Origin of the sequence: Kitasatospora sp. NBC_01266 (assembly GCF_036242395.1) — a bacterium.
In the GTDB taxonomy this organism is placed as follows: Bacteria; Actinomycetota; Actinomycetes; order Streptomycetales; family Streptomycetaceae; genus Kitasatospora.
This window is the reverse complement of the sequence record NZ_CP108458.1, coordinates 1,511,062-1,532,882: the sequence shown is the minus strand read 5'-3', so window position 1 is coordinate 1,532,882 and position 21,821 is coordinate 1,511,062. Positions and strand designations below refer to the sequence as shown.

General features: G+C 71.6%; 15 protein-coding genes. 11 read left to right on the top strand and 4 right to left on the bottom strand.

Annotated elements, in window-relative coordinates:
• The first annotated feature begins 64 nt into the window (after positions 1 to 64).
• From OG403_RS06810 to OG403_RS06790, 5 genes are all read left to right on the top strand, one after another.
• Positions 65 to 487: a GPW/gp25 family protein gene (locus OG403_RS06810; protein ID WP_329562252.1), complete on the top strand. Its 423-nt coding sequence runs from the start codon at positions 65 to 67 to the stop codon at positions 485 to 487.
• Complete coding sequence (locus OG403_RS06805; RefSeq protein ID WP_329562251.1) at positions 487 to 2,445, top strand: putative baseplate assembly protein; 1,959 nt, start codon at positions 487 to 489, stop codon at positions 2,443 to 2,445. Before OG403_RS06810 ends, OG403_RS06805 begins: the two co-directional genes overlap by 1 nt.
• Before the next feature lie 22 nt (positions 2,446 to 2,467).
• On the top strand, positions 2,468 to 3,031 hold the full coding sequence (locus tag OG403_RS06800) for a phage tail protein (protein WP_329562250.1): 564 nt from the start codon (positions 2,468 to 2,470) through the stop codon (positions 3,029 to 3,031).
• Positions 3,032 to 3,034: 3 nt separating this feature from the next.
• Positions 3,035 to 4,084 carry an NADase-type glycan-binding domain-containing protein gene (locus OG403_RS06795; protein WP_329562248.1) on the top strand — a complete coding sequence of 350 codons (1,050 nt, stop codon included), beginning with the start codon at positions 3,035 to 3,037 and terminating at the stop codon, positions 4,082 to 4,084.
• Between the two features lie 64 nt (positions 4,085 to 4,148).
• Complete coding sequence (locus OG403_RS06790) at positions 4,149 to 4,772, top strand: GrpB family protein (protein WP_329562247.1); 624 nt, start codon at positions 4,149 to 4,151, stop codon at positions 4,770 to 4,772.
• Between the two features lie 62 nt (positions 4,773 to 4,834).
• Here OG403_RS06790 and OG403_RS06785 read toward each other — a convergent pair whose 3' ends face one another.
• The 3 genes from OG403_RS06785 to OG403_RS06775 form a co-directional block, all read right to left on the bottom strand.
• Positions 4,835 to 5,467, bottom strand: a complete 633-nt coding sequence (locus OG403_RS06785; protein ID WP_329562246.1) for a GOLPH3/VPS74 family protein — start codon at positions 5,465 to 5,467, stop codon at positions 4,835 to 4,837.
• Between the two features lie 135 nt (positions 5,468 to 5,602).
• Positions 5,603 to 5,881, bottom strand: coding sequence for a hypothetical protein (locus tag OG403_RS06780; RefSeq protein WP_329572150.1), 279 nt, complete (start codon positions 5,879 to 5,881; stop codon positions 5,603 to 5,605).
• Positions 5,882 to 5,887: 6 nt separating this feature from the next.
• A complete protein-coding gene (locus tag OG403_RS06775) occupies positions 5,888 to 6,832 on the bottom strand; it encodes an SPFH domain-containing protein (RefSeq protein WP_442910875.1) in 945 nt (314 codons plus the stop codon).
• A 109-nt stretch (positions 6,833 to 6,941) separates the two neighbouring features.
• On the opposite strand from OG403_RS06775, the gene OG403_RS06770 reads away from it, so the two are divergent.
• From OG403_RS06770 to OG403_RS06745, 6 genes are all read left to right on the top strand, one after another.
• Entirely contained in the window at positions 6,942 to 7,856 is a 915-nt protein-coding gene (locus OG403_RS06770) for an ABC transporter ATP-binding protein (RefSeq protein ID WP_329562244.1), read from the top strand.
• A complete protein-coding gene (locus OG403_RS06765; RefSeq protein ID WP_329562242.1) occupies positions 7,853 to 9,109 on the top strand; it encodes an ABC transporter permease in 1,257 nt (418 codons plus the stop codon). Before OG403_RS06770 ends, OG403_RS06765 begins: the two co-directional genes overlap by 4 nt.
• Positions 9,110 to 9,250: 141 nt before the next feature.
• On the top strand, positions 9,251 to 10,561 hold the full coding sequence (locus OG403_RS06760; protein WP_442910874.1) for an MFS transporter: 1,311 nt from the start codon (positions 9,251 to 9,253) through the stop codon (positions 10,559 to 10,561).
• A 118-nt stretch (positions 10,562 to 10,679) separates the two neighbouring features.
• Positions 10,680 to 13,235 (top strand): hypothetical protein, encoded by a 2,556-nt coding sequence (locus OG403_RS06755; protein WP_329562240.1) that lies wholly within the window; start codon positions 10,680 to 10,682, stop codon positions 13,233 to 13,235.
• 13 nt (positions 13,236 to 13,248) lie between these two features.
• Positions 13,249 to 14,109, top strand: a complete 861-nt coding sequence (locus OG403_RS06750; RefSeq protein WP_329562239.1) for an immunity 49 family protein — start codon at positions 13,249 to 13,251, stop codon at positions 14,107 to 14,109.
• Between the two features lie 283 nt (positions 14,110 to 14,392).
• Positions 14,393 to 17,647, top strand: coding sequence for a S8 family serine peptidase (locus OG403_RS06745; RefSeq protein WP_329562238.1), 3,255 nt, complete (start codon positions 14,393 to 14,395; stop codon positions 17,645 to 17,647).
• Positions 17,648 to 18,049: 402 nt separating this feature from the next.
• On the opposite strand, the gene OG403_RS06740 is transcribed toward OG403_RS06745, so the two are convergent.
• Positions 18,050 to 21,736 carry an RICIN domain-containing protein gene (locus tag OG403_RS06740; protein ID WP_329562236.1) on the bottom strand — a complete coding sequence of 1,229 codons (3,687 nt, stop codon included), beginning with the start codon at positions 21,734 to 21,736 and terminating at the stop codon, positions 18,050 to 18,052.
• Positions 21,737 to 21,821: the final 85 nt, after the last annotated feature.

Genomic DNA, 21,821 nt, shown 5'->3' with positions numbered 1-21,821 from the left:
GCGAGGTCATCATTAGCAGGTGCGCGTGCCGCGAAGCGCCTGCCGAGCTCTGCGAGGCGGTCGCATGAGCGGTGGCTTCATCGGCCGCGGCTGGGCCTTCCCGCTCCGGGTGAACGCCACCGGCGGCATCGGCATGGTCGACCGGGACCGGGAGATCGCCGAGGCCATCCGGCTCATCCTCGGCACCGCGCCCGGCGAGCGGCCGATGCGCCCGGAGTTCGGCTGCGGCGTGCACGAGTACGTGTTCGCACCGGGCGACGGCACCACGGCGGGCCGGATCGCGCGCGAGGTGCGCATCGCGCTGGAACGCTGGGAGCCCCGGATCGAGGTCGACGACGTCGTGATCGCCTTCGACAGCGTCGAGGAGGGCACGCTCTACATCGACGTGCACTACACCGTGCGGTCCACCAACGACCGCCGCAACCTCGTCTTCCCCTTCTACACCATCCCGGTCGCCCCGGACGCCCAGGACGGGGGAGCGAGCTGATGGCGCTGCCCTCCCCGAACCTGGACGACCGCCGCTTCCAGCAACTCGTCGACGAGGCCAAGCGCTACGTGCAGCAGCGCGCGCCGGAGTGGACCGACCACAACGTCTCCGATCCGGGGGTCACCCTGATCGAGACCTTCGCCTACCTGGTGGACCAACTCCTGTACCGGCTGAACCGGGTGCCGGAGAAGAACTACTCCGCCTTCCTCGACCTGCTGGGCATCCGGCTCTTCCCACCGTCCGCCGCGACTGCCGAGGTCGACTTCTGGCTGTCGGCCCCGCAGCCCGAGACCGTCCTGCTGCGGGCGGGCACCGAGGTCTCCACACTGCGGACCGAGACCGAGGAGGCGGTGGTCTTCACCACGGTCGAGGACCTCCCCATCGTCCCCAGCTCGCTCGAACGGCTGGTCACCATCTCCGTCTCGGGCGACCAGAGTGACGTCACGGGCCGGCTGGCCGACGGCGTGGACGTGCCGTGCTTCCAACTGCGCCCCGAGGTCGGCGACGCCATGCTCTTCGCGCTGCCGGCCGTCGTGCCGCGGTGCATCCTCGTGGTCCGGCTGGACAGCCGGGTGGAGGGCGTCGGCGTCGACCCGCGGCAGCCGCCGATCGTCTGGGAGGTCTGGGACGGCGTGCGGTGGATCGCCTGCGAGACCGGCTCCGACACCACCGGCGGCCTCAACCGGCCCGGTGAGGTGGTGGTGTTCGTGCCCGCCGGGCAGGCCGCCTCGGTGGTCGCCGGGCGCCGGGCGGGCTGGCTGCGCTGCCGGGTGACCGAACCGGCGCCGGGCCAGCCGTTCTACTCCGAGTCCCCCACGATCCGCCGGGCCGAGGTGTTCACGGTCGGCGGCACCGCGACCGTCGGCCACGCGCAGTCCGTGACCGACGCGCCGCTGGGCACCTCGGAAGGGGTCGCGGGCCAGCGCTTCCGCCTCGCGCGGCTGCCCGTCCTGCTGGACGGCGAGCCCCCGGCGGTCGAGGTCTCGGCCGGTGACGGCTGGGAGCGGTGGACGGCCGTCGAGCACTTCGGCGACTCGGCACCGACCGACCGGCACGTGGTGATCGACGCGACCACGGGGGAGTTCAGCTTCCCGCCCGCCGTCCGGGAGCCCGACGGCAGCCTGCGCGCCTTCGGCGCGGTGCCGCCCAAGGGGGCCCAGCTGCGGGTGCCGCACTACCGCACGGGCGGCGGGAGCGCCGGAAACGTCGCCCGGGGCACGATCTCGGTGCTGCGCAGCTCCGTCCCGTACGTGGCCAGTGTCGACAACCGCGAGGCGGCCACGGGCGGGGTCGACGGTGAGACGGTGGAGAACGCCAAGCTGCGCGCCCCCCATCTGCTGCGCTTGCAGGAACGGGCCGTCACCGCGGGGGACTTCGAGCTGATCGCCCGGCAGGCCGCGCCGGCCGCGGCCCGGGTCAAGTGCGTGCCGGCCGTCGCGGGGGAAGCGGGTGCGGTGCGGGTGCTCGTGGTGCCCGGCGCGGTGGCGGACGAGGGCGGCCGGCTGCGGTTCGAGCAGCTGATCCCCGCCGAGCAGATGCTCTCCGCCATCGCGGTGGCCCTCGACGAGCGGCGGCTGATCGGCACCCGGCTCGTCGTGCAACCCCCGGACTACCAGGGGGTGACGGTGGTCGCCCGGCTCACCACCCGGTCCCCGGACGCCGACCGGGTGCGGGAGGCGGCGCTCGCGGCGCTGTTCCGCTACCTCGACCCGCTGTCCGGCGGCGCCGACGGAACGGGTTGGCCGTTCGGCCGGGCGGTGCAGTACGGGGAGATCTTCGCCGTGCTCCAGCAGGTGGCCGGCGGAGCCGCGGTGGAGGAACTGCGCCTGTTCCCGGCGGACCCGGTCACCGGTCGCCGGGGCGCGCCCGCCGAGCGGGTCGACGTCGCGCCGGACGCGCTGGTCTTCTCCCACCAGCACCAGGTGGCGGTCAGCACGGTCGCCCCGGGCGGCCTGTGATGGGCGAGTTGGAGGTGGGCGGATGAGCCGGGCCGCCGTCCCGGGGCTGCCCAGCCCGCACCCGATCGGCGAGCTGCTGCCCGCGCTCTACGCCGACGACGACTTCGCCCAGCGGTTCACGGCCGGTCTGGACACCGTCCTCGCCCCGGTCTTCGCCACCCTGGACAACCTGCCCGCCTACTTCCAACCACGCCTGGCCCCGGCGGACTTCCTCGCCTGGCTGGCGACCTGGCTGGCCGTGGAGGCCGACCCCGCCTGGCCGGAGGAGGTCTGCCGCACCGTGGTCCAGCGCGCGACGGAGCTGCACCGCTGGCGCGGCACCCGGCGCGGACTCCAGGAACGGCTGGGCCTGGTCCTCGGAGTCGGCGCGCAGATCGTGGACGGCGGCGGCGTGGCCTGGTCCACCAGCCCGGCCCCCGCGCTGCCGCCCGCGCCCTCGGGGGAACTGCTGGTCCGCGTCTGGCCCGAGCGCACTCCGGAGGTGGACGAGGAACAGGTACTGGCCGTGGTCAGGGCGTCCTGCCCGGTCCATCTCAGCTACCGGGTGCAGATTCTGCCCGGCCCACCCGGGAGAGAGGAGAGCTGACGGATGCGTACGTGTCCCGACTGCGGAGTGGCCAACGAGGACGGGGACGACTTCTGCGGCAACTGCGGTGCGTATCTCGGCTGGCAGGCATCGCCGACCACCGAGCCCGCCAGCGAGGCGACCACCGAGCCCGCCACCGAGGCGGCCACCGACACCGGCACTCCTGGCGAGCCGCAGCCGCAGCCGAAGCCCCAGCCGAAGCCCCAGCCGCAGCCGAAGCCCCCCACGCCCGTTGCCGAGCCGCCGAGTTCGCCTGCCCCCGCCGCCGAGGCCGACCCGGTGGCGGTGCAGCCCGCCAGGCCCGTCGCGCCCCGCCCGGTCGTCCGGTCGTCGGCGGCCGAGGACGCCCAGGACGGTCCGCCCTGCCCCCGGTGCGGCACGCCCAACCGGCCCGACCGGCGGTTCTGTCGGCGCTGCGCCGCGCCGCTCACCGTCGCCGCGCCCGTGGCCGCCCTGCCGTGGTGGCGCACCCGCTGGCCGTTCCGCCGCCGGGTGCGGATCGGCGGCTCCGGCAACGCCCTGCGCCGGATCATCGCGCTGCTCGTGGTGGTGGCGCTGGTGGTCGCGGGGATCGTGCTGTACCCGGCCGGCCGAAACGCCTACCAGGACGTGCTGGACAAGCTCCGCAGCGCGTCGGCGATCACCCCCACGGCGGTCTCGGCGAGTGCCGCTGACCCTGGCCATCCCGCGTCGGCGGCCGTCGACGGCCTGACGAACACCTACTGGGGAGCGCCGCAGCTCGGGGACTCGATCGCCTTCGCCTTCCCGGGCCCGTTCCGGCTGGTGGACCTCATCATCCACACCGGCTGCTCCACCGATCCGCAGCAGTACCTGCAGGAGGCCCGGCCCACGAGCCTGGACCTGCGGGTCACGGCGTCGGACGGAAAGGTGAAGGACCAGAAGGTGACCCTGAACGACAAGCCGGGCCCGCAGACCGTGGTGACCGGAGTCAGCGACGTGGTGCGCGTGACGCTCGTCGTCCGCACCGCCGCCGGCACGGGTCCCGGACGCGACCTCGCGCTGGCCGAGGTGGAGTTCTTCAAACGCACCTGAGTCGCGCGGCCTGCGCCGGCCCGAGCGCGGGCCGTGCCGGTTCCCGTTCCCTACACTTGCTCAGATGCCCAAGGACACCAAGCCCGCCGCCCCGATCGTGGTCGACCCCGATCCCGCCTGGCAGGCCCAGGGAATCGCCCTGGCAAGCGAACTGCGCTCGCTGCTCGCGCCACTGGCCCTGCACGTCGAGCACATCGGCAGCACCGCCATCCCCGGCATGGCGGCCAAACCGATGTTCGACCTCCAGGTCAGCGTGCTGGACCTGCGGCAGGCCGAGGACGCGTTCGACCAGCCGCTGGCCGACCGAGGGTTCCAGCGGTCCCGCTACCAGCACGACCACGTCCCCGCCGGCCGCGACGACGACCCGCAGCGCTGGGCGAAGAGGCTGTGGTCACGGCGCGGGGGACACTCGCAGGAGGCGGACGTCAACCTGCACGTCCGCCTCCTCGGTTCGCCCAACGAGCGGCTCGCCCTGCTGTTCCGCGACTGGTTCCGGGCCCACCCCGAGGCGGTGCCCGCCTATGCCGCCTTCAAGAGGGTCCTGGCCGACAACGTCAGGGAGATCGGAAGCTACGCCGACGTCAAGGATCCCGTCGTCGACTTGGTCATCACGGTCGCCGAGTCCTGGGCCGGCGAGGCCGGTTGGACACCGCACGCCGCAACGGGCCCCGGATCCGAGCGGAACTGACCGGAACTGACCGGAACTGATCAGCCGTCGGACCAGGGCACCGGCCCGGCCGGCCCGGCCCGTCAGCCCGCCGAGTGCGCGGCGCGCCGGCCCTGGATGGCGCTGCGCAGGGCCCGGGGGACCGGGCCGGTGCGGGCGGTCAGTTCGGCGATCCGGTCCCGCTCGGCGCGCTGGCGTTGGCGGCTCAGCACCGTGCGCATCTCGCCGGCCGCGGCCAGGGCGACGGCGGCGGCCTGGCAGGGCTCGACCTCCGCGGCCGGCCTGGTGAACGCGGCCTCGAACTCGGCGGCGAGGCGGCGGCGCACGTCGGGCTCGCGCGGCACCGGGCGCAGCGTGGGGAAGAGCCCCAGCACCCGGTGCTCGACCAGGTCCAGGTAGCCCTGCTCGCCGAGCCGGTCGCGGACCGCCGGCTTGATGGCTCGGCCCTTCACCCTGACCCAGTGCTCCCATCTGCGCGGACGGGACTCGGCGACCTCGTCCAGCACGGTGACCAGGACCGGGTCGAGCCGGCTGGGGGCCGGGCCGTCGGGCTCCGGGCGGCCGTCCCGGTCGGCCAGCAGGCCGCGCTGGAGCAGGTCGGTCAGGGCCGCCGCGCGCAGCAGCAGATCCAGGTCGGAGCGGTAGCGCAGGCGGTCGGAGTCGGGCGGGTAGGCGAGCAGGTAGAGCCGGCCGGGGAGGGTGTCGGGGAGGTCCATCGAGCTGCTCCAATCCGGTAAGGGCGACGCCGTCCAGAGCGGTTCATTCCCAGGCGGCGGGTGTGTTGTGCGCTCGGCGGCCGATCAGCGGGCCGCCGGGATTGGGAAGTCGGCGGGGCGGTTCGGCGCGAGCGGTCAGGCCTGGTCCGCCCGCTCCTCCCGCTCCCCGGCCTCCTGCTCCCCGGTCTCCTGCTCCCCGGTCTCCGGCACCCGCTCCGCCTTCGGTGGCCGCCCCCGGCGGGCCATGCCCCCCGCGTCGCGCGGCATCCGTCCGGCCTCGCTGAGCGCGCGGCGCAGCAGGAACTCGATCTGCGCGTTGGTGCTGCGCAGTTCGTCACTGGCCCAGCGGGCCAGCGCGTCGTGCACGGCCGGGTCGAGGCGCAGCAGGATCTTCTTGCGTTCGGTGGTCACCAGCGGGGCTCACTGGTAGAGCGAACCGGTGTTGACCACCGGCTGCGTACCGCGGTCGCCGCAGAGCACCACCAGCAGGTTGCTCACCATGGCGGCCTTGCGCTCCTCGTCGAGCTCGACGATGTCGTGTTCGGCGAGCCGGGCCAGGGCGAGTTCGACCATGCCGACGGCGCCTTCGACGATCCGGGTCCGGGCCGCGACCACCGCGCCGGCCTGCTGGCGCTGCAGCATGACCTGGGCGATCTCGGGGGCGTAGGCCAGCCGGGTGATACGGGACTCGATCACGCTCACGCCGGCGGAGGCGACCCGGGCGGAGATCTCGGCGGAGAGGGTCTGGGTGATCTCCTCGGCGCTGTCGCGCAGCGAGAGCCGGCCCTCCTCGCGGGCGTCGTAGGGGTAGCTGTTGGCGATGTGCCGCACGGCGGTCTCGGACTGGATCGCGACGAACTTGCGGAAGTCGTCCACCTCGAAGACGGCCTTCGCGGTGTCCTCGACCTGCCAGACGACCACCGCGGCCATCTCGATCGGGTTGCCGTCGAGGTCGTTGACCTTGACCGTCTCGGTCTCCTGGTTGCGGATCCTGGTGGACACCGTGGACCGGTTGGCGAACGGGTTGACCCAGGTCAGGCCGGGGCTGCGCAGGGTGCCGAGGTAGCGGCCGAACAGCAGGACCACCTTGGCCTGCCCGGGGGCGACCACGGCCAGGCCGCGGCAGCAGAGCAGGCCGCCGAGCAGGACCAGGACGCCGACCGCGAGCAGCGTGATGCCGAGGCCGTTGTGGTGCTTGGTGGTGATCACCAGGCCGGTGACGCCCAGCGCGATTCCGCCGAGCAGGAGGAGCAGGCACAGGCCCAGCATCGCCAGCCCGGGGGCGCCGCTGATGGCGCGCTCGCGGACCTTGGGTGCGGGCATGGCCGGAAGGTCGTTGACCGGAGGCTGCTGGTTCTGGCTCATCGCGAGTTTCCTTCCGTCTTGCTGTTGGCATCAATCTAGCATAGTGATATCACTTTATTGGGTGGTCGGAACCGGAACCGCCCGACAACGGGAGGAGCGGGCAGTGAACGTGAGCGACCGAAGGCTGGAGGTGGACGGCATCTCCAAGCGCTACGGGGACACCGTGGCCCTGCGGGAGATGACCTTCGAGGTCCGCGCCGGCGAGATATTCGGCTTCGTGGGCAGCAACGGCGCGGGCAAGACGACCACGATGCGGATCGTGCTCGGCGTGCTGGCGGCGGACGCCGGCGAGGTCCGCTGGGGCGGGGAGCGGGTCACCCTGCGCACCCGCAGCCGGATCGGCTACATGCCCGAGGAGCGCGGCCTCTACCCGCGGATGCGGGTCGGCGAGCAGCTGGAGTACCTGGCCAGGCTGCACGGCCTGAGCGCGACCGCGGCCACCCGGGCCACCCGCGAGTGGACCGAGCGGCTGGGGGTGGCGGCCCGGATCGGCGACGAGGTGCAGAAGCTCAGCCTGGGCAACCAGCAGCGGGTCCAGCTCGCCGCTGCCCTGGTGCACGACCCGGTGATCCTGGTGCTGGACGAGCCGTTCTCCGGGCTGGACCCGGTGGCGGTGGACGTGATGAGCGAGGTGCTCAGGGACAAGGCGGCGGCGGGGGTGCCGGTGATCTTCTCCAGCCACCAGCTGGAGCTGGTGGAGCGGCTCTGCGACCGGGTCGGCATCGTCCGGTCCGGCGCGATGGTCGCCTGCGGCACGGTCGACGAGCTGCGCACCGGCGGCACCGAGCTGCTGGAGGTGGACGCGCCGCAGGCCGCGAGCGGCTGGGCGAGCGGGCTGTCCGGCGTCACCGTGCGCGGCACCGACGGCGGGCGGACCGTGCTGGAACTGGCGGCGGGGGCCGACGACCAAGCGGTGCTGGCGGCGGCACTGGCCACCGGGCCGGTCCGCGAGTTCGCCCGGCGGCGGCCGTCGCTGACCGAACTGTTCCGGCACGTGGTGAGTGAGCAGGAGGACGCGTCATGACCGACCTGAACGCAACGGACCGAACGGACCGAACGGACCGAACGGACGATCACGACCTCCGGCTGAGCTCGCGGGACGCCGTCACCCTGGTCGCCCGGCGGGAGCTGGGCACCCGGATCCGCTCCAAGGCGTTCCGGATCAGCCTGGCCGTCATGGTGCTGGCGGTGGTCGCGACGAGCGTCATCTTCCACTTCGTGCACGCCGGCGGGCCGAGCACCAGGACCGTCGGCCTGCTGCGCCAGGACGTCTCGCTGGCAGCGCCGCTGGAGGTCGCGGGCACGGCGGCCGGGGAGCACATCGCGACCCGGATCGTCCCGGACCAGGCGACCGGCCAGGCCCAGGTGCGCGCGGGGCAGCTCAGTGCCCTGGTGGTGAGCGTGCCCCAGGGGCTGCAGGTCACTGTCGACAAGTCGCTGGACGGCACGATGCGCGGAGCGCTCGGCGCGATCGCGCGCGAGCAGGCGCTGGATGCCCAGATCACCCGGCTGGGCGGCGACCCGGGCCAGGTGACCGAGGCCGTGAGCGCGGCGAACGTGCGGGTGGCGACCCTGCAGCCGGCCAAGCCCGCCCACACCCAGCACCTGATCGTGGGGATCGTCGCCGGCTTCCTGATCTACCTCTCGCTGATGACCTGCGGTCCGCTGATCGCGCAGGGCGTGGTCGAGGAGAAGAGCAGCCGGGTGGTCGAACTGCTGCTGGCCACCCTGCGCCCCTGGCAGCTGATGGCGGGCAAGGTGCTCGGCATCGGAGTGCTCGGCCTGATCCAGATCGCCGTGGTCAGCGGCGCGGGCGTGGCCGCGGGCCGGCTGACCGGCGCCCTGTCGCTCTCGCTGGGCGGCTCGGCCTCGGCCGTCCTGTGGGCGGTGGCCTGGTACCTGGCCGGCTTCGCCCTCTACGCGAACCTGTTCGCCGCGGCGGGTGCGCTGGTCTCCCGTCAGGAGGACCTGGGCGGTGTGCAGTTCCCGCTGATCATGCCGATCATGGCCTCCTGGGTCATCGGCATCTCGGTGCTGCCGCACAACCCGGACAACACGCTGCTGACCGTCCTGTCGATGGTCCCGCTGTTCGCGCCGGTGCTGATGCCGATGCGGATCGCGCTCGGGGTGGTGCCGGTCTGGCAGAGCGTCACGGCGCTCGCGCTGACCCTGCTGCTGGCCGCACTGCTGATCCGGTTCGCCGCCCGGATCTACCGCAACTCCGTGCTGCGCAGCGGCGCCCGGGTGAGCTGGCGGGAGGCGCTGAAGGCGGCGTAGTGACCCGGTCGCCCTGGATCGCGCCCGGATCGCCCAGGCCGGCACCGGCGCCGTCCCGCCCCGCCGAGGCGGTACCGGGCTGACAGCGGGGGAGTCGGGAACTTCCGACAGCCCTTATATAAGTACTGTTACGATGCGCCCATGGCCGAGGACAGCGCACTCGATCCGACCGAGCAGAGCCAACGGCGACTGGACCTGAGACGCGCGCTGATCGACCTCTCGCCGCTGCGGACCTCGCCGGCCTTCCGGCGGCTCTGGATCGGCCGGACCTGCTCCGGCCTCGGCAGCCAACTGACCGTCGTCGCCGTGATGTTCCAGGTCTGGCAGACCACCGGCAGCACCGCCTGGACCGGCGCTGTCGGCCTGGCCCAGGCCCTCCCGCTGATCGCGTTCGGACTCTTCGCCGGCTCGCTCGTGGACCGGGTGGACCGGCGCAGGCTCTACCTGGCCACCACCACCGGCCAGGCCGCCTGCTCGGCCCTGCTGGCGGTCCAGGGCCTGTTCGGCCACCTGCCGGCGGCCGGGCTGCTGCTGCTGGTCGCGGCACAGTCCTGCTGCACGGCCGGCGGCGGGCCCGCCGCCCGCACCTTCGTCCCGCACCTGCTGCCGAAGGACCGGCTCGCGGCCGGACTGGCCCTGCAGCGGATCTCGTTCCAGGGCGCGATGCTGCTGGGACCGGCCCTGGGCGGGCTGGTCCTCGGCCGGTTCGGCGTCGGTGGCTGCTACCTGATCGACGCGCTGACCTTCGGGGCGTCGTTCTACGGCGCGTTCGGGCTGCCGCCGATGCGACCCGAAGGGGAGCCGTCCCGACCGGGCCTGGCCGGTGTGCGCGACGGCCTCGCCTTCATGGCCCGCAACCCCGCGGTGCGCGGCGCGCTGCTCACCGATCTGGCCGCCACCGTCCTGTCGATGCCGATCAGCCTCTTTCCGCTGATCAACGCCGAACGGTTCCACGACGATCCACGCACCCTCGGGCTCTTCCTGACCGCCATCGCCGTCGGCGGGGTGGCCGCCTCCGTCCTGTCGGGGGCGATGACCCGGCTGGCCCGCCCCGGACTGCTGATGCTCGCCGGCTCGGCCACCTGGGGAGCGGCGTTGGCGCTCTTCGGCCTGTCGGACAACCCGTGGGTCGGGCTGGGCTTCCTGGTGCTGGCGGGCGCGGCCGACACGGTCTCCGTCGTCTCCCGGAGCACGATCGTGCAACTGCACACCCCGAACGCCCTGCTGGGCCGGGTCAGCGCCGCCGAACAGGTCGTCGGCCAGGCCGGCCCCGACCTCGGCAACCTGCGCGGCGGCCTGCTGGCGGGGGCGACCTCGGGCACCGCCGCGCTGGTCAGCGGCGGCCTGCTGTGCGTCGCCGCGGTCGCGGCGATCGGCGCGACCACACCCGGCCTGCGCCGGTTCGCAGCCGACACCCCAGAGGCGCAGCCGGTGTCGGTAAGTGGCTGCTGATTATCAATCAGGTGCTGCGGGAGGCCACTGTATGATCGCCGGAGCGCGCGGAGGTTAAGGGCACGGGGGAGTCGAACGGGCTCAAGTCCCCTCCGGGTCGGGGAAGGCGGAGCAAGAAGTGATCAAGCCTGAGGACATCCCGCAGTTCGCCGGGAACCTGGACCAGCTCGAGGCGGACGCCAAGTCGCTGACCACGGACGCGGGGAACATCCGCACCGACGGTTCGAACATCCACAGCACCTTCCAGGGTCTGTCGGCGTACTACCACTCGCCGGACGCGGACCAGTTGTTCGCGACCACCAAGCCGGTCTCCACGCAGGCGGACTCGTTCGCCTCGGACGTGGAGAAGGTGGCGTCCGCGCTGAGCTCGTACGCCTCCGAGGTGCGGCCGATCGCGGCGAAGCTGAAGGACCTGCAGACGCAGGCGGCCACCTTCGTGGCCAGCGTCAAGGGTGACGACGACTGGAAGTACGACAAGAACAAGGTCGACCACAACAACGACCTGCTGCACCAGGTCGACACGGCGGTGGCCGCGTTCTGGGCCGCCGAGCGGACCGCGGCGAACAAGATCGACTCGGTCTTCGGCGGCACCCAGTACGTCGGCAACGACGGCAGCAACAAGGCCGACATGTACGGCTACACCGGTGACCAGCTGGACGGCGCGCAGGTGCCGTGGGGCAGCACCGAGCAGCAGTCCCACCACTGGTACGACGTCGGCTACTGGACGAAGAGCTTCGTCTGGGACGGCCTGATCGTCGACGGGATCTGGGGCACCATCAAGGGCCTGGGCACGCTGGTCGGCTTCGGCGGCCTGAAGAACTTCGAACAGGCCTGGAAGGGCATCGGCGAGCTCGCCCTGGGCCTGACCATCACGCAGTTCGACCCGGCCTTCCTCGCCACCCCCGACTCGATGCTGCCCGGCTGGCTGAAGGACGCCAAGAACGCCCCGATCGCCTTCGCCAAGAGCATGGTCGCCTGGGACGAGTGGAAGAAGAACCCCGCCACGGCCGCCGGCTCGGTCTCCTTCAACATCCTGACCTGCGTCATCGCCCCGCTGAAGATCGGCAAGCTGGGCGCCCTCGGCGAGGCAGGCGAGGCCGGCACCGGCGCCAAGGCGCTCAGCGCCTTGGCCAAGGTCGGCGAGGTCATCGACCCGATGACCTACGTGAGCAAGGCGCTCAGCCCGCTGCTCGGCAGGCTCCCCACCGTCGCTCAACTCACCGCCGCCCTCGACCACCTGAGGGGCAGTGACCTCAAGGGCCTCGACGACCTGAGCAGCCTGCACAGCACGGAGCTGCCCGACGGCTCCCTCAAGCTCCCCGACGGCTCCGTGCTGTACCGCAACGGCGACCTCCGCCTGCCCAACGGTGAGATCAAGCCCCCGGCGTTCCGCGAGCCGTCCCCGGTCCTGGCCCACACGCAGGTCCCGGCTCCCCGGGAGCTCGTCGGTGCCCATGTCGGCGGCGGCACCCACGAGTTGGGCCACGTCCCGGGCGGGCACGAGCCGTCCCTGGGGGGTGGCGGGGCGGGCCACCAAGTCCACAACTCGGTGGGCGGCGGCGGTGCGGACACGGCTCACGCTCCGAGCCACACCGGCGGCGACGCGACGGCGGCCGGCGGGCACGCGGGGCACCCCGACGGCTCGGGGACGACGGCGGGCCACGGTTCGCACCAGCCGGGGTCGGGGCCGGACGGCGGGCTGCCCGGACAGCGCGGCCACGGTGGGTCCGGCGGCGGTGGCGACGCGGGCCACCAGGGCACCGGCCACCAGGGCAACCAGCACCTCACGCAGGCGCAGCGCGAGGAGATCGTCCGCAAGCAGGTCGAACGCGCCAACGACGATCCGGCGTACTTCAAGAAGTACTACCACGTCAACGGCCACCGGGACTCCATCCAGGCGCTGGACGACAACGGCAACGAAGTGCCGCAGCTGCGGGCGAACCCCGATCCCAACGGTCCGAAGTGGGTCCTGGCGACGGACGGGCCGCCGCCGATCGCCCCGCGGTTCCACACCCCCGACTACGTCCACGGGTACCGGCTGCCGGAGGACCACCCGCAGCTCCCGAAGCTCGACGATTCGGCGGCCGCGCGGCACCACGCGATCTCTGTCGACCAGGCCGCCCACAAGCAGCTGGAACAGCTCAAAAACGCGCACCAAGCCGCTGTGCACACCGGCGATCCGCAGGCCATCGCCGACGCGCAGCACCAGATCGACCAGGGAAAGCTGGCACACAAGGCGCCGCACACGGAAATGACCGTGAACAGCGAGTCCCACGGGGACCGCACCGCGGAATTCCACGCGGTTCCGGAACACTTTCCCGACGCGGTACGGATCGACAACCGGGCCACCGGAAACAATCGATTCGACCAGATCTGGAAAACCGAGGATGGCCACTACATCATCGTGGAGGCCAAGGGCGGACCTCACACGCAGCTCGGTGACCGCCAGGTGGGCGGCGGAATCCGGGCCATGCAGGGGACTCGCGAGTACTTCGACAGCATCCTCGAGGAAATGCGTACGCGCGGTTTCCACGACCCGCAGGAGGCCGCTCTCCGCAGGGAACTGCAGAAGGCCCTGAAGCAGGGTGATGTCAGCTACCTGCTGGTGAAGGGAAAGGACGACGGAGCCGGCCAGTATGCTGGCTACCTGATGAAGTACTTCAATATCGACTAGAGGAGCAGCGCGGGTGGCTGTCACGGTAACGCGGCACGATTTCCCCACGGCCAACGCCGTACAGGGCCTGGAGACGCTCGGCGAGGACACCAGGGAGGCGATCGACGACCTGGAGGACTCGCCGCGCTGGTTCAACAACGCGCTGAGCGCGGCGCTGATGACGGCGCAGGCGCACTGTGCCGTGGATCCCGTCGCGGACAAGTTCGCGACCTGGGAGGCGTACGTCTCGGCGATGCAGGTCGGCTCCGCGCTGTTCGCCTCGGCCGTCGCGACCGAGGGGACGGTGCAGTGTCGGATCGCGGGCAAGACGCGGACGATCGCGGCTTCCGGCCCGCAGTACTACGCCAATCCGGCTCAGTGGCTCACCTCCTTCTGGCTGGCCGTCATCTGCCGGGAGCAGGGGCGGATGACCCAGCTGGCCAACGTGCCGCTCAGCCTGCTGCGCGAGTCCGGGGTGGTCATCGACGAGTACGCCTACGCCTGGGTGGACACCCTGCAGACGTACTGGCTGCAAGGACCCGAGCTGGTCGAGAAGCTGGGCGCCGCCATGGACGGCACCGATCCCGAGGTGCTGCGGGTGGCCGACCGCGAGCTGGTGCTGAAGCAGCTCTATCCGCCGATCAACCTCTTCTACCGCTTCCTTCGGCAGGACCACGAGCGGTTCAACGCCGAACTCGCCAACGCCCTGCGGTGGCACCAGGAGTACTGGACCAAGGACGCCGAACGGGCCTGTGACATCAGGGGGTTGGTGGCGCTCGGCCCACTGGCCATCGCCTGCCTGGCCTACGACGCCGGGTTCCCGATCGAGGTCGAGTCCGAGTACCTGCCCAAGCACCTGCTGCAGCGCAGCTGGCTCGGCGAGTTCGACACCTGAGTCACGACTGGTGCCGCGAAGTACCCCCGCGCGGCGCTCAAGTCCGAAGAAGGCCCGGGGATTTCCCTCTAGCGCTGGCAGGTGCATGGCGACGATAATCGCCGCGCCGCGACTCAGGTGGCGCGGGGATGGGGAGGGACTCATGAGGCGCGTGAAACCGAAGACCGGGGTGGCTGTCAGCGTTCTGGCAGCCACCGCGCTGGCTCTCGGATCGATGCCGGCCGCGGTCGCGTCGCCAGGAGCGACCGCGTTATCCGCCGGACCGGGCCGGCCGGTGATCGTGGTGCTCACGGACCAGCACCAGAACCTGCCGGACACACGCGCCATGGGGGGCGCCCGCGACTCGGCGGTGGCCGCGTCACAGACCCCGGTGATCAACGCGTTGCACGCCGCCGGCGCCAAGAACATCCACTCGATGAACGTGCTGAACGCCGTGGCTGCCACGGTCTCGACGCAGGAGGAGGCCGCGCTGCGGTCCGACTCAGGCGTCGCCGAAGTCGTGCCCGACGCCGCTGTCAAGGTGATCGACCAGCCCGCGCCGCCGGTGTCGCCGGCCGCGGCCCACGGCGCCCCGGGCGGGTCCCAGCCGCCGGCCGGCCCGCCGCCCGGCAGCTGCGCACCGGCGGGCGGTGTGCAACTCGACCCCGAGGCGATCGGGGCAGTGCACGCGGACTCCGACAACCCGGGCGAGCAGACCGCGCGTTCGCTCGGCGCGACCGGCAAGGGCGTGATCGTCGGTGACATCGCCGGCAGCATCGATGTGAACACGCCCGAGCTGATCCGAGCCGACGGCTCACACGTCATCGCCGACTACAAGGACTTCACCGGCGAAGGCGGCTCGGTGGAGTCCGAGGACCTGGAGTCGTTCCTCGACGACGGCATGATCGCCGCGCAGGGCCGGCAGGTGTACGACCTCGCCGACTACACCGCGCACCCGCTGGCGCAGCCCTGCCGGATCCGGCTCGAAGGCGTCGCGCCGCAGGTGACGCTGGACGCCTACAAGGTGTACGCCACCAACGACTTCACCACCACCTCCGCCTTCCTCGAAGCGATCGACTACGCGGTCGGCGTCGACCACGTGAACGTGCTGAACGAGGAGGCCGGCTCGTTCCCGATGCCGGACACCAGCGCGGACCTGATCAAGCAGGCCAACGCCAACGCGATGGCGGCCGGGGTGACCATCACGGTGCCCTCCTACGACGCGGGCCCCGAGAGCACCATCTGGTCGCCTGCGTCCCAGCCCGGCGTGATCTCCGTCGGTGCGTCCACCACCTTCCGCTCCTACGCCCAGGCGGACTCGGCCGGCTACGACAGCATCGGCGCGCACGGCTGGGTCAGTGACAACATCAGCTCGCTGTCCTCCGGTGGCTCGACCGAGCAGGGGCGGAGCATCGACGTGGTCGCGCCGGGCGACCTGGACTGGGCGATCTGTACGGCGAACACGTCGATCTCGCCCGACTGCCTGAACGCCCGCGGCCTGCCGACCGGCGTGTTCCAGTCCGGCGGCACCAGCGAGGCGGGACCGCTGGTGGCGGGCGTGGCCGCGCTGGTGATCCAGGCGTACCGGGACACGCACGGTGGCGCCGGCCCGACCCCGCAACTGGTCGACCAGCTCATCACCAGCACCGCCGACGACCTCGGCGTCGTCGGTTCGGAGCAGGGCGGCGGCCTGGTCGACGCCTACCGGGCCGTCGAGGCCGCGCGCTCCGTCGCCACCGGCGACGGTGCCCCGCAGCCGGTCGGTGACACGCTGCTGACCAGCACCGACCAGCTCGACGCGACGGGCAATCCCGGTACCACCGCGCCGCTTTCACTGCAGCTGACCAACACCGGCCGCGACCCGCAGACGGTGTCACTCGCCGGTCGCACGCTCGGCGCGAGCCGACTGATCGACAGCAGGACCGCGACGCTGCGCGACGGTGGCCCCACCTACCAGGACGCGTCCGGGCTGACCCACAACGTGGCCCGGTTCACCTTCACCGTGCCTCCCGGCGCGGACCGGCTCGACGCGAACATCGCGTATCCGGGGACCAGCAGCCAGCAACCCGCCGACCTGACCCTGCTGGATCCGCGCGGCCGGCTCACCGGCTACAGCCTGCCGCAGGGCGACGGCAACCACGGGCACATCGACCTGCGTGCCCCGGCACCGGGCAACTGGACCGCGGTGATCACCGACTTCCTCGGCACCCCCGCCTCCGGTCCCACGGGGTACACCGGTCCGGTGAGCTTCGCCGCCACGGTCGCGTCGTTCCACACCTTCGGCACGGTGACGCCGTCGCGGGTCACCCTCGCACCCGGCGCCTCGACCACGGTGCGCGTCACCGCTCCGCTTCCCGCGCAGGCCGGCGACCAGAGCGCGTCGCTGGCGATCGACTCGCCGCAGGCCGGCCCGAGTTCCGTCCCGATGACACTGCGTTCGGTCATCGCGGTACACGACGGCGTCGGCCGGTTCACCGGGACCGTGGTCGGCGGGAACGGCCGCGGCGAGGTACCGGCGCAGACCCTCTTCTACGACGTGAACGTGCCCGCGGGACAACCGGCGCTCGACGTGCGGCTGGCGCTGGGCAACGATGCCACCGATCCGTTCACGGCCTACCTGGTCGCACCGGACGGCCAGAACCCGGCGCGCGCCGGCAACCAGGTGCTGGTGGGACCGCCCGGCGCGAACCAGACCGTGGTCGCCACCTCCGCCGCCCGGTTGCACGTGCTCGCGCCGGCCGCGGGCTCGTGGACGCTGATCGTCAGCTTCAGCAACCCGGTGACCGGGAACGCACAGTCGACGCCGCTCGACGGTACGGTCGACTTCGCACCGGTCGCGGCGAGCACCACCGGCGTGCCGACCGGTGGCGTGCTGGCCGCCGGCACGTCGCACCTGGTCGGCGTCACCGTGCACAACGACTCGACTGCCGTCGAGTCGTACTTCCTCGACGCCCGGCTCGACCAGCAGGCCACCCTGCCGCTCAGCTCGTTCACCCCGTCGAGCAACCTGACGCTGCCCTTGAGCGCGACCGCGCCCGAGCCGCAGTGGATCGTACCGACCGGCACCTCGCAGCTGGTGGCGACGGCCAACTCGACGGCACCCGTCATGTTCGACTTCTCGCCCGCGAACGGCGAACCCGATCTCGCCTCGACGGCCGCCGGCAACAACGCCTACGGCAGCTACACGATGCCGAACCTCACCCAGGGCGACTGGGACATCGTGCCGCAGCCCACCGGTCCGCTCGGAGCCGCCCCGGCGCCCTCCTCGGTGGCGACCCTGGGGCTCACCGCGACCACGCAGGCCTTCGATCCGTCCGCCACCTCACCCTCGGGCGACCTGTGGGAGCTCGGCCTGCACCCGACCGCACCGTTCACCCCGATCGTCGTCCAGCCGGGCCAGAGCACCACGCTCTACCTGAACATCACGCCGAGCGGCCCCACCGGAAGCACGGTCTCCGGCAACCTCTACCTCGACGACGCCAGCTCGCTCAGCCAGAACGGCTACACGCCCACGGGAGACCAACTCCTCGCGTTCCCCTACCACTACACGATCGGCTGAGAGCCGAACAGGACGCGGGGTGGGCGAGCGGACTGCCGACACAAGCGGCCCGGCTCGCAGGCAGGTTGCCGACCGTCGGCCCCAACTCCGCAGGACCGGCGCTGATCCCGACGGCGGCAGCCGTCGGGATCAGCCCGGCACGACAGGTCCGGCGGAGCCCGGTCCTGATCCTGTTGGTCACGTGGTTGGCCACCCCCGGGGCGCCCAGGGTCTGAAACAGAAAAACCCCACCTGAAGTGGGGTATCTGCTGGTGTCCGAGGGGGACTTGAACCATACGCACATGCCGATGGTGCGGGGTGTGCTGGTGGTGCGGTAGTCCCACGGGGTCGTGTGGGCCGGGGCCGACGGGTTTGCCCGTCGGCCCCGGCTGTTGGAGCGCCGGTGTCGGCGTGCCTGGTGGATCAGCCGCTGTTCTGCGGGTTGAGGGTCCAGGACTGGTTGGCGCCGCCGGTGCAGTCCCAGACGTCGAGCAGGGTGCCGTTGGCGGTGGCCCAGCCGGGTTCTTCCAGGCAGCGGGCGGCAACGCCGGTGGACGCGGTGGCCGGGCTGGTGATGCGGCCGGTGGTGGGGTCGTAGCGCCATTGCTGGGCGGTGGCGGTGGCGGCGTCCGTGGTGGCGGATACGCAGGTGGCGAGGACCACCTTGGTGCCGTTGCCGGTGGCGTTCCCGGCCAGGGTGACGCAAGCGCCGCCGACCTGGAGGGTGCCGTCGAAGGCCATCGAGAAGCGCTGGTTGATGCCGTTCCAGCAGGACCAGATGTCGATGCTGTTGCCGATCGCCGGGCCGCCGTCCGCGTCCATGCACGGGCTGGGTGCGTAGTTCGACTGGATCTGGACGGTGGCGTTGGCGTAGCCCATGGCGAGGGGGTTGAGGAAGCCGGTGACCTGGTTGGTGCCGGGGGTGGTGCTGGTGGTGGTGCCCTTCCAGATGGCGAACTGGCCCTTGGTGTCGATGGTCCACAGGTCCGGCAGGCCGTCGCCGTCGAGGTCGCCGGAGGAGCCGATCTGCGGGTAGTTGGCCGCGGTGGTGCCGCTGCCGTCGAGGATCAGGGTGCCCTTGGCGGGGTCGGCGAGGAGGCTGTAGTCGGGAGTGGTACCGCCGGTGATGGCGTAGGAGCGGATCTGTCCGGTGGCCTGGTTGCGGGCCCACAGGGTGGCCTGGTTGTTGCCGGCGGCGGGGCCGGGGTTGATCAGGTCATAGCCGTTCCACATGTTGTCGTTCGACAGCTTGCGCGCGTTGGCCAGGGTGCCCCCGGGGGTGGGGGTGTAGAGCCACAGCGCGCCGTTCTCGACGGTGAGCAGTGACGTCTGGGAGATGACGTACTTCGTGATCGTCTGGCCGGGGTTGTTGGGGTCGGGCAGGGTGACCTTCGCGCTGCTCTCGCCGGTTGGTGTGCCGAGTGCGAGGATCTGGCTGGTGGTCGACCAGTCGGTGGAGTTGTAGTTCAGGGTGCCGCAGTCGACCGACGTGGTGCTGGCGGCGTTGAAGCAGATGGTGGGTTTGGAGATGTCGGTCGGCAGGCCGTCGAAGTGCCCGTTGCCGTCGTTCTTCGCTTTGTAGAGGTGCTTGGCCAGGTCACTGCCGGTAGTGGTGTTGTGGACCAGGACGTCGTCGTTGGAGGCGCTCTTGCTGAGGCTGGCGCGGTGGGTGATCTGGTAGTTGGCCCAGGTGGTGCCCTGGTACAGGGGGTCCCGTGCTCCGGGTGCGGCGGCGGCCGGGGCACTGGGGACGGTGTCGGGGTCGGTGTTGCCTTCCATGACCCGCAGGTTGCCGCTGCCGTCCGCGGTCAGGATGTCCGGCTGGTTGTCGCCGGTGACGTTGCCGAAGACGGGGGTGTGGTTGCTGTTCCAGGGGGCGTAGAAGGTGTAGGCGCCGACCTGGCTGTAATTGCCGGCGTTGTCCTGGGCCTGGAACCAGATGGTGTTGGTGCCCCAGGTGCCCGGGCTGTAGGTGAACGTGCCGTTGGTTCCCGTGACGATCCCCTCCGACTTGCCGCTGGGGTCGCCGCAGTGCCAGCCGGTGACGGTGGCGTCGGTGGGGATGCTGGTCCAGCGCATGCAGGCGACGCCGGATGCGTTGCCGCCGGCTGGTGCCGGGTCGGCGCCGGTGAGAGTGAACGTGCCGGGGTGGTTCGGGTCTCCGGCGAAGATCTTCGGGGTCGGGTTGGGTGTGCCCGAGGGTGGGAAGTCGGTCGACGTGAGGCCGACGGTCGGGGGCGTCTTGTCCACGCGGAAGTAGCACCAGGGCGTGTTGGGCGAGGTGAGCTGGCCGTCGGTGGACTGGGCTGTCCAGCCGTACTGGTGGCCGTCGGTGAGGGAGCCGGCCGTGATGCTCAGCGCGCCGTTGCCGGTGTTCCAGCCGCCGCCGGGCGCGGAGTTCTGGTTGAGGGACCAGGTCGAGTTGTTGTCGTCCCACATGTGGAAGTTGGTCGTCAGGCCGAGGCCGGCGGGTGACCAACTGCTGGCCGACAGGGTGATGTTCTGGTTGGCGCCGATCCAGCCGACGTAGTCCCAGGGATTGCCGACCCCGCTGTTGCACTGGTAGTTGGCGGGCAGGCCGGCCGGCGGGTTCGCCCAGCCGGGTTGTGGCGAGGTGGCCGGGCTCCAGGTGCTGGGGGTGATGTCGTACGTGGTGGTGACGTGCGGGTTGTTGCTGAAGTGGACGCGGTAGTTCAGGTTGTTCTCGTCGTCCGGGATCAGCGCGAAGGTCCAGGTGCCGGCGTGGCTCGTGGCGAGTTGCTGGACCGTGGAGGTCACGTCGAAGGTCAGTCCGCCGATGCCGGTGATGGTCTTGTCGGCCACTTTCCCGCAGTTGGACAGGTTGCTGAGGCAGGGCTGCTGGTTCCAGGTGGTGTTGCCGTCGATCGTTGCTGTTCCGGTCGAGTAGACGCCCATCGGGGTTGGGGTTTTCGGGTTGGCCTGGCTGGAGACGTTGGTGTACAGCGTCGAGCTGTAGACCGTCGGCGCGGCAGGCGCACCGCTGGGCGTCGTGTAGATCGCGGAGTTGATGCCCAGCTGGAAGTAGGCGCGGTAGCGGCCGTAGCCCTTGCAGTCGGAGTAGCCGCAGTAGCCGGTGCCCAGGTCGCTCAGCACGTTGTAGTTCTTGGTGTCCGGGAAGTTCTCCTGGACCTGGACGGAGGCCTGGGTGCCGCTGTCGGCGGTGATCGTCGGGTCCAGGAACCAGGGGCCGGTGCCGTGTCCGAAGGTGCTCCGGTCCGGGGTCAGGTCGATGCCGTCACCGGAAGCGGCGGTGGTGATCGGCGAGACCACCGCGGAGTCGCCCGGCCCGTCCGGGCCTGAGACCGGGGCGGCCGGTGTCGCGTCCAGCGGCTCGGTGCCCTGCGCCTTGACGCGGGCCGGCGCGGCTGCCGGGGCAGTGGCAGCCTTGGGCGCGGGCGCGGCGACGGTGGAGTCCCACTGGAAGGCGGTGGGCGCGTGCAGGCGGACCTTGCCGCTGCTGTCGGTGAACGACAGGTTGCCCGCGTTGTCCTGCGCGGTCTGCAGGCCGGTGGTGGTGAGCGGGAAGTGCAGCTTGGTCAGGGCCGGGTCGGCGGCGGCCGTGGCGGTGCGCACCACGATGACGTCGCGCCAGCCGCCGTCGGGCTCGGCGGTGACCTGGAGGTCGACGTCGGGGCCGAGCACGCCGCTGTAGGTCGCGGTGGAGCCGCTGAGGGTCGGTTTGGGGAGGGTGAAGGGGCTGCCGACAGCGAGCGTCTTGCCGTCGCCGGTGGTCAGGGTGGCCAGTGTGCCGCTGCCGCCGCCGGAGAGGGTGAGTGACTGCGGGGTGACGGCCGGGCTGACAGTGCCGTCGGCGTTGGCGTGCAGCGTGGTGTCGATGGCCGTCCAGGAGCTGCCGCGCTGAACCCGGACGGGCTGGGCGTAGCTGGTGGTGGCCAGCTTGCCGTCCGGGTCGACCACGGTGTCCGAGGCTTCGGTGGTCAACGCGTCGACGGGGACGGGCTGTCCGGTCGCCTTCGCCTGGGCGCGCGCGTCGGCGACGGCCTTGGCCGCTGCCGTCAGCTGCGGTTGTGGACTGGGGGTTGCGGTCGGGGTACTGGGTGCGTCCGCGTGTGCGAACGGTGTGCCCACGGACAGGAGCAGGCTGATCGCCGTTCCGGCGGTAAGGCTGATCAGTCGGCTTCGGTGCCTGGGTATCAGGCTCGACATGTGATGG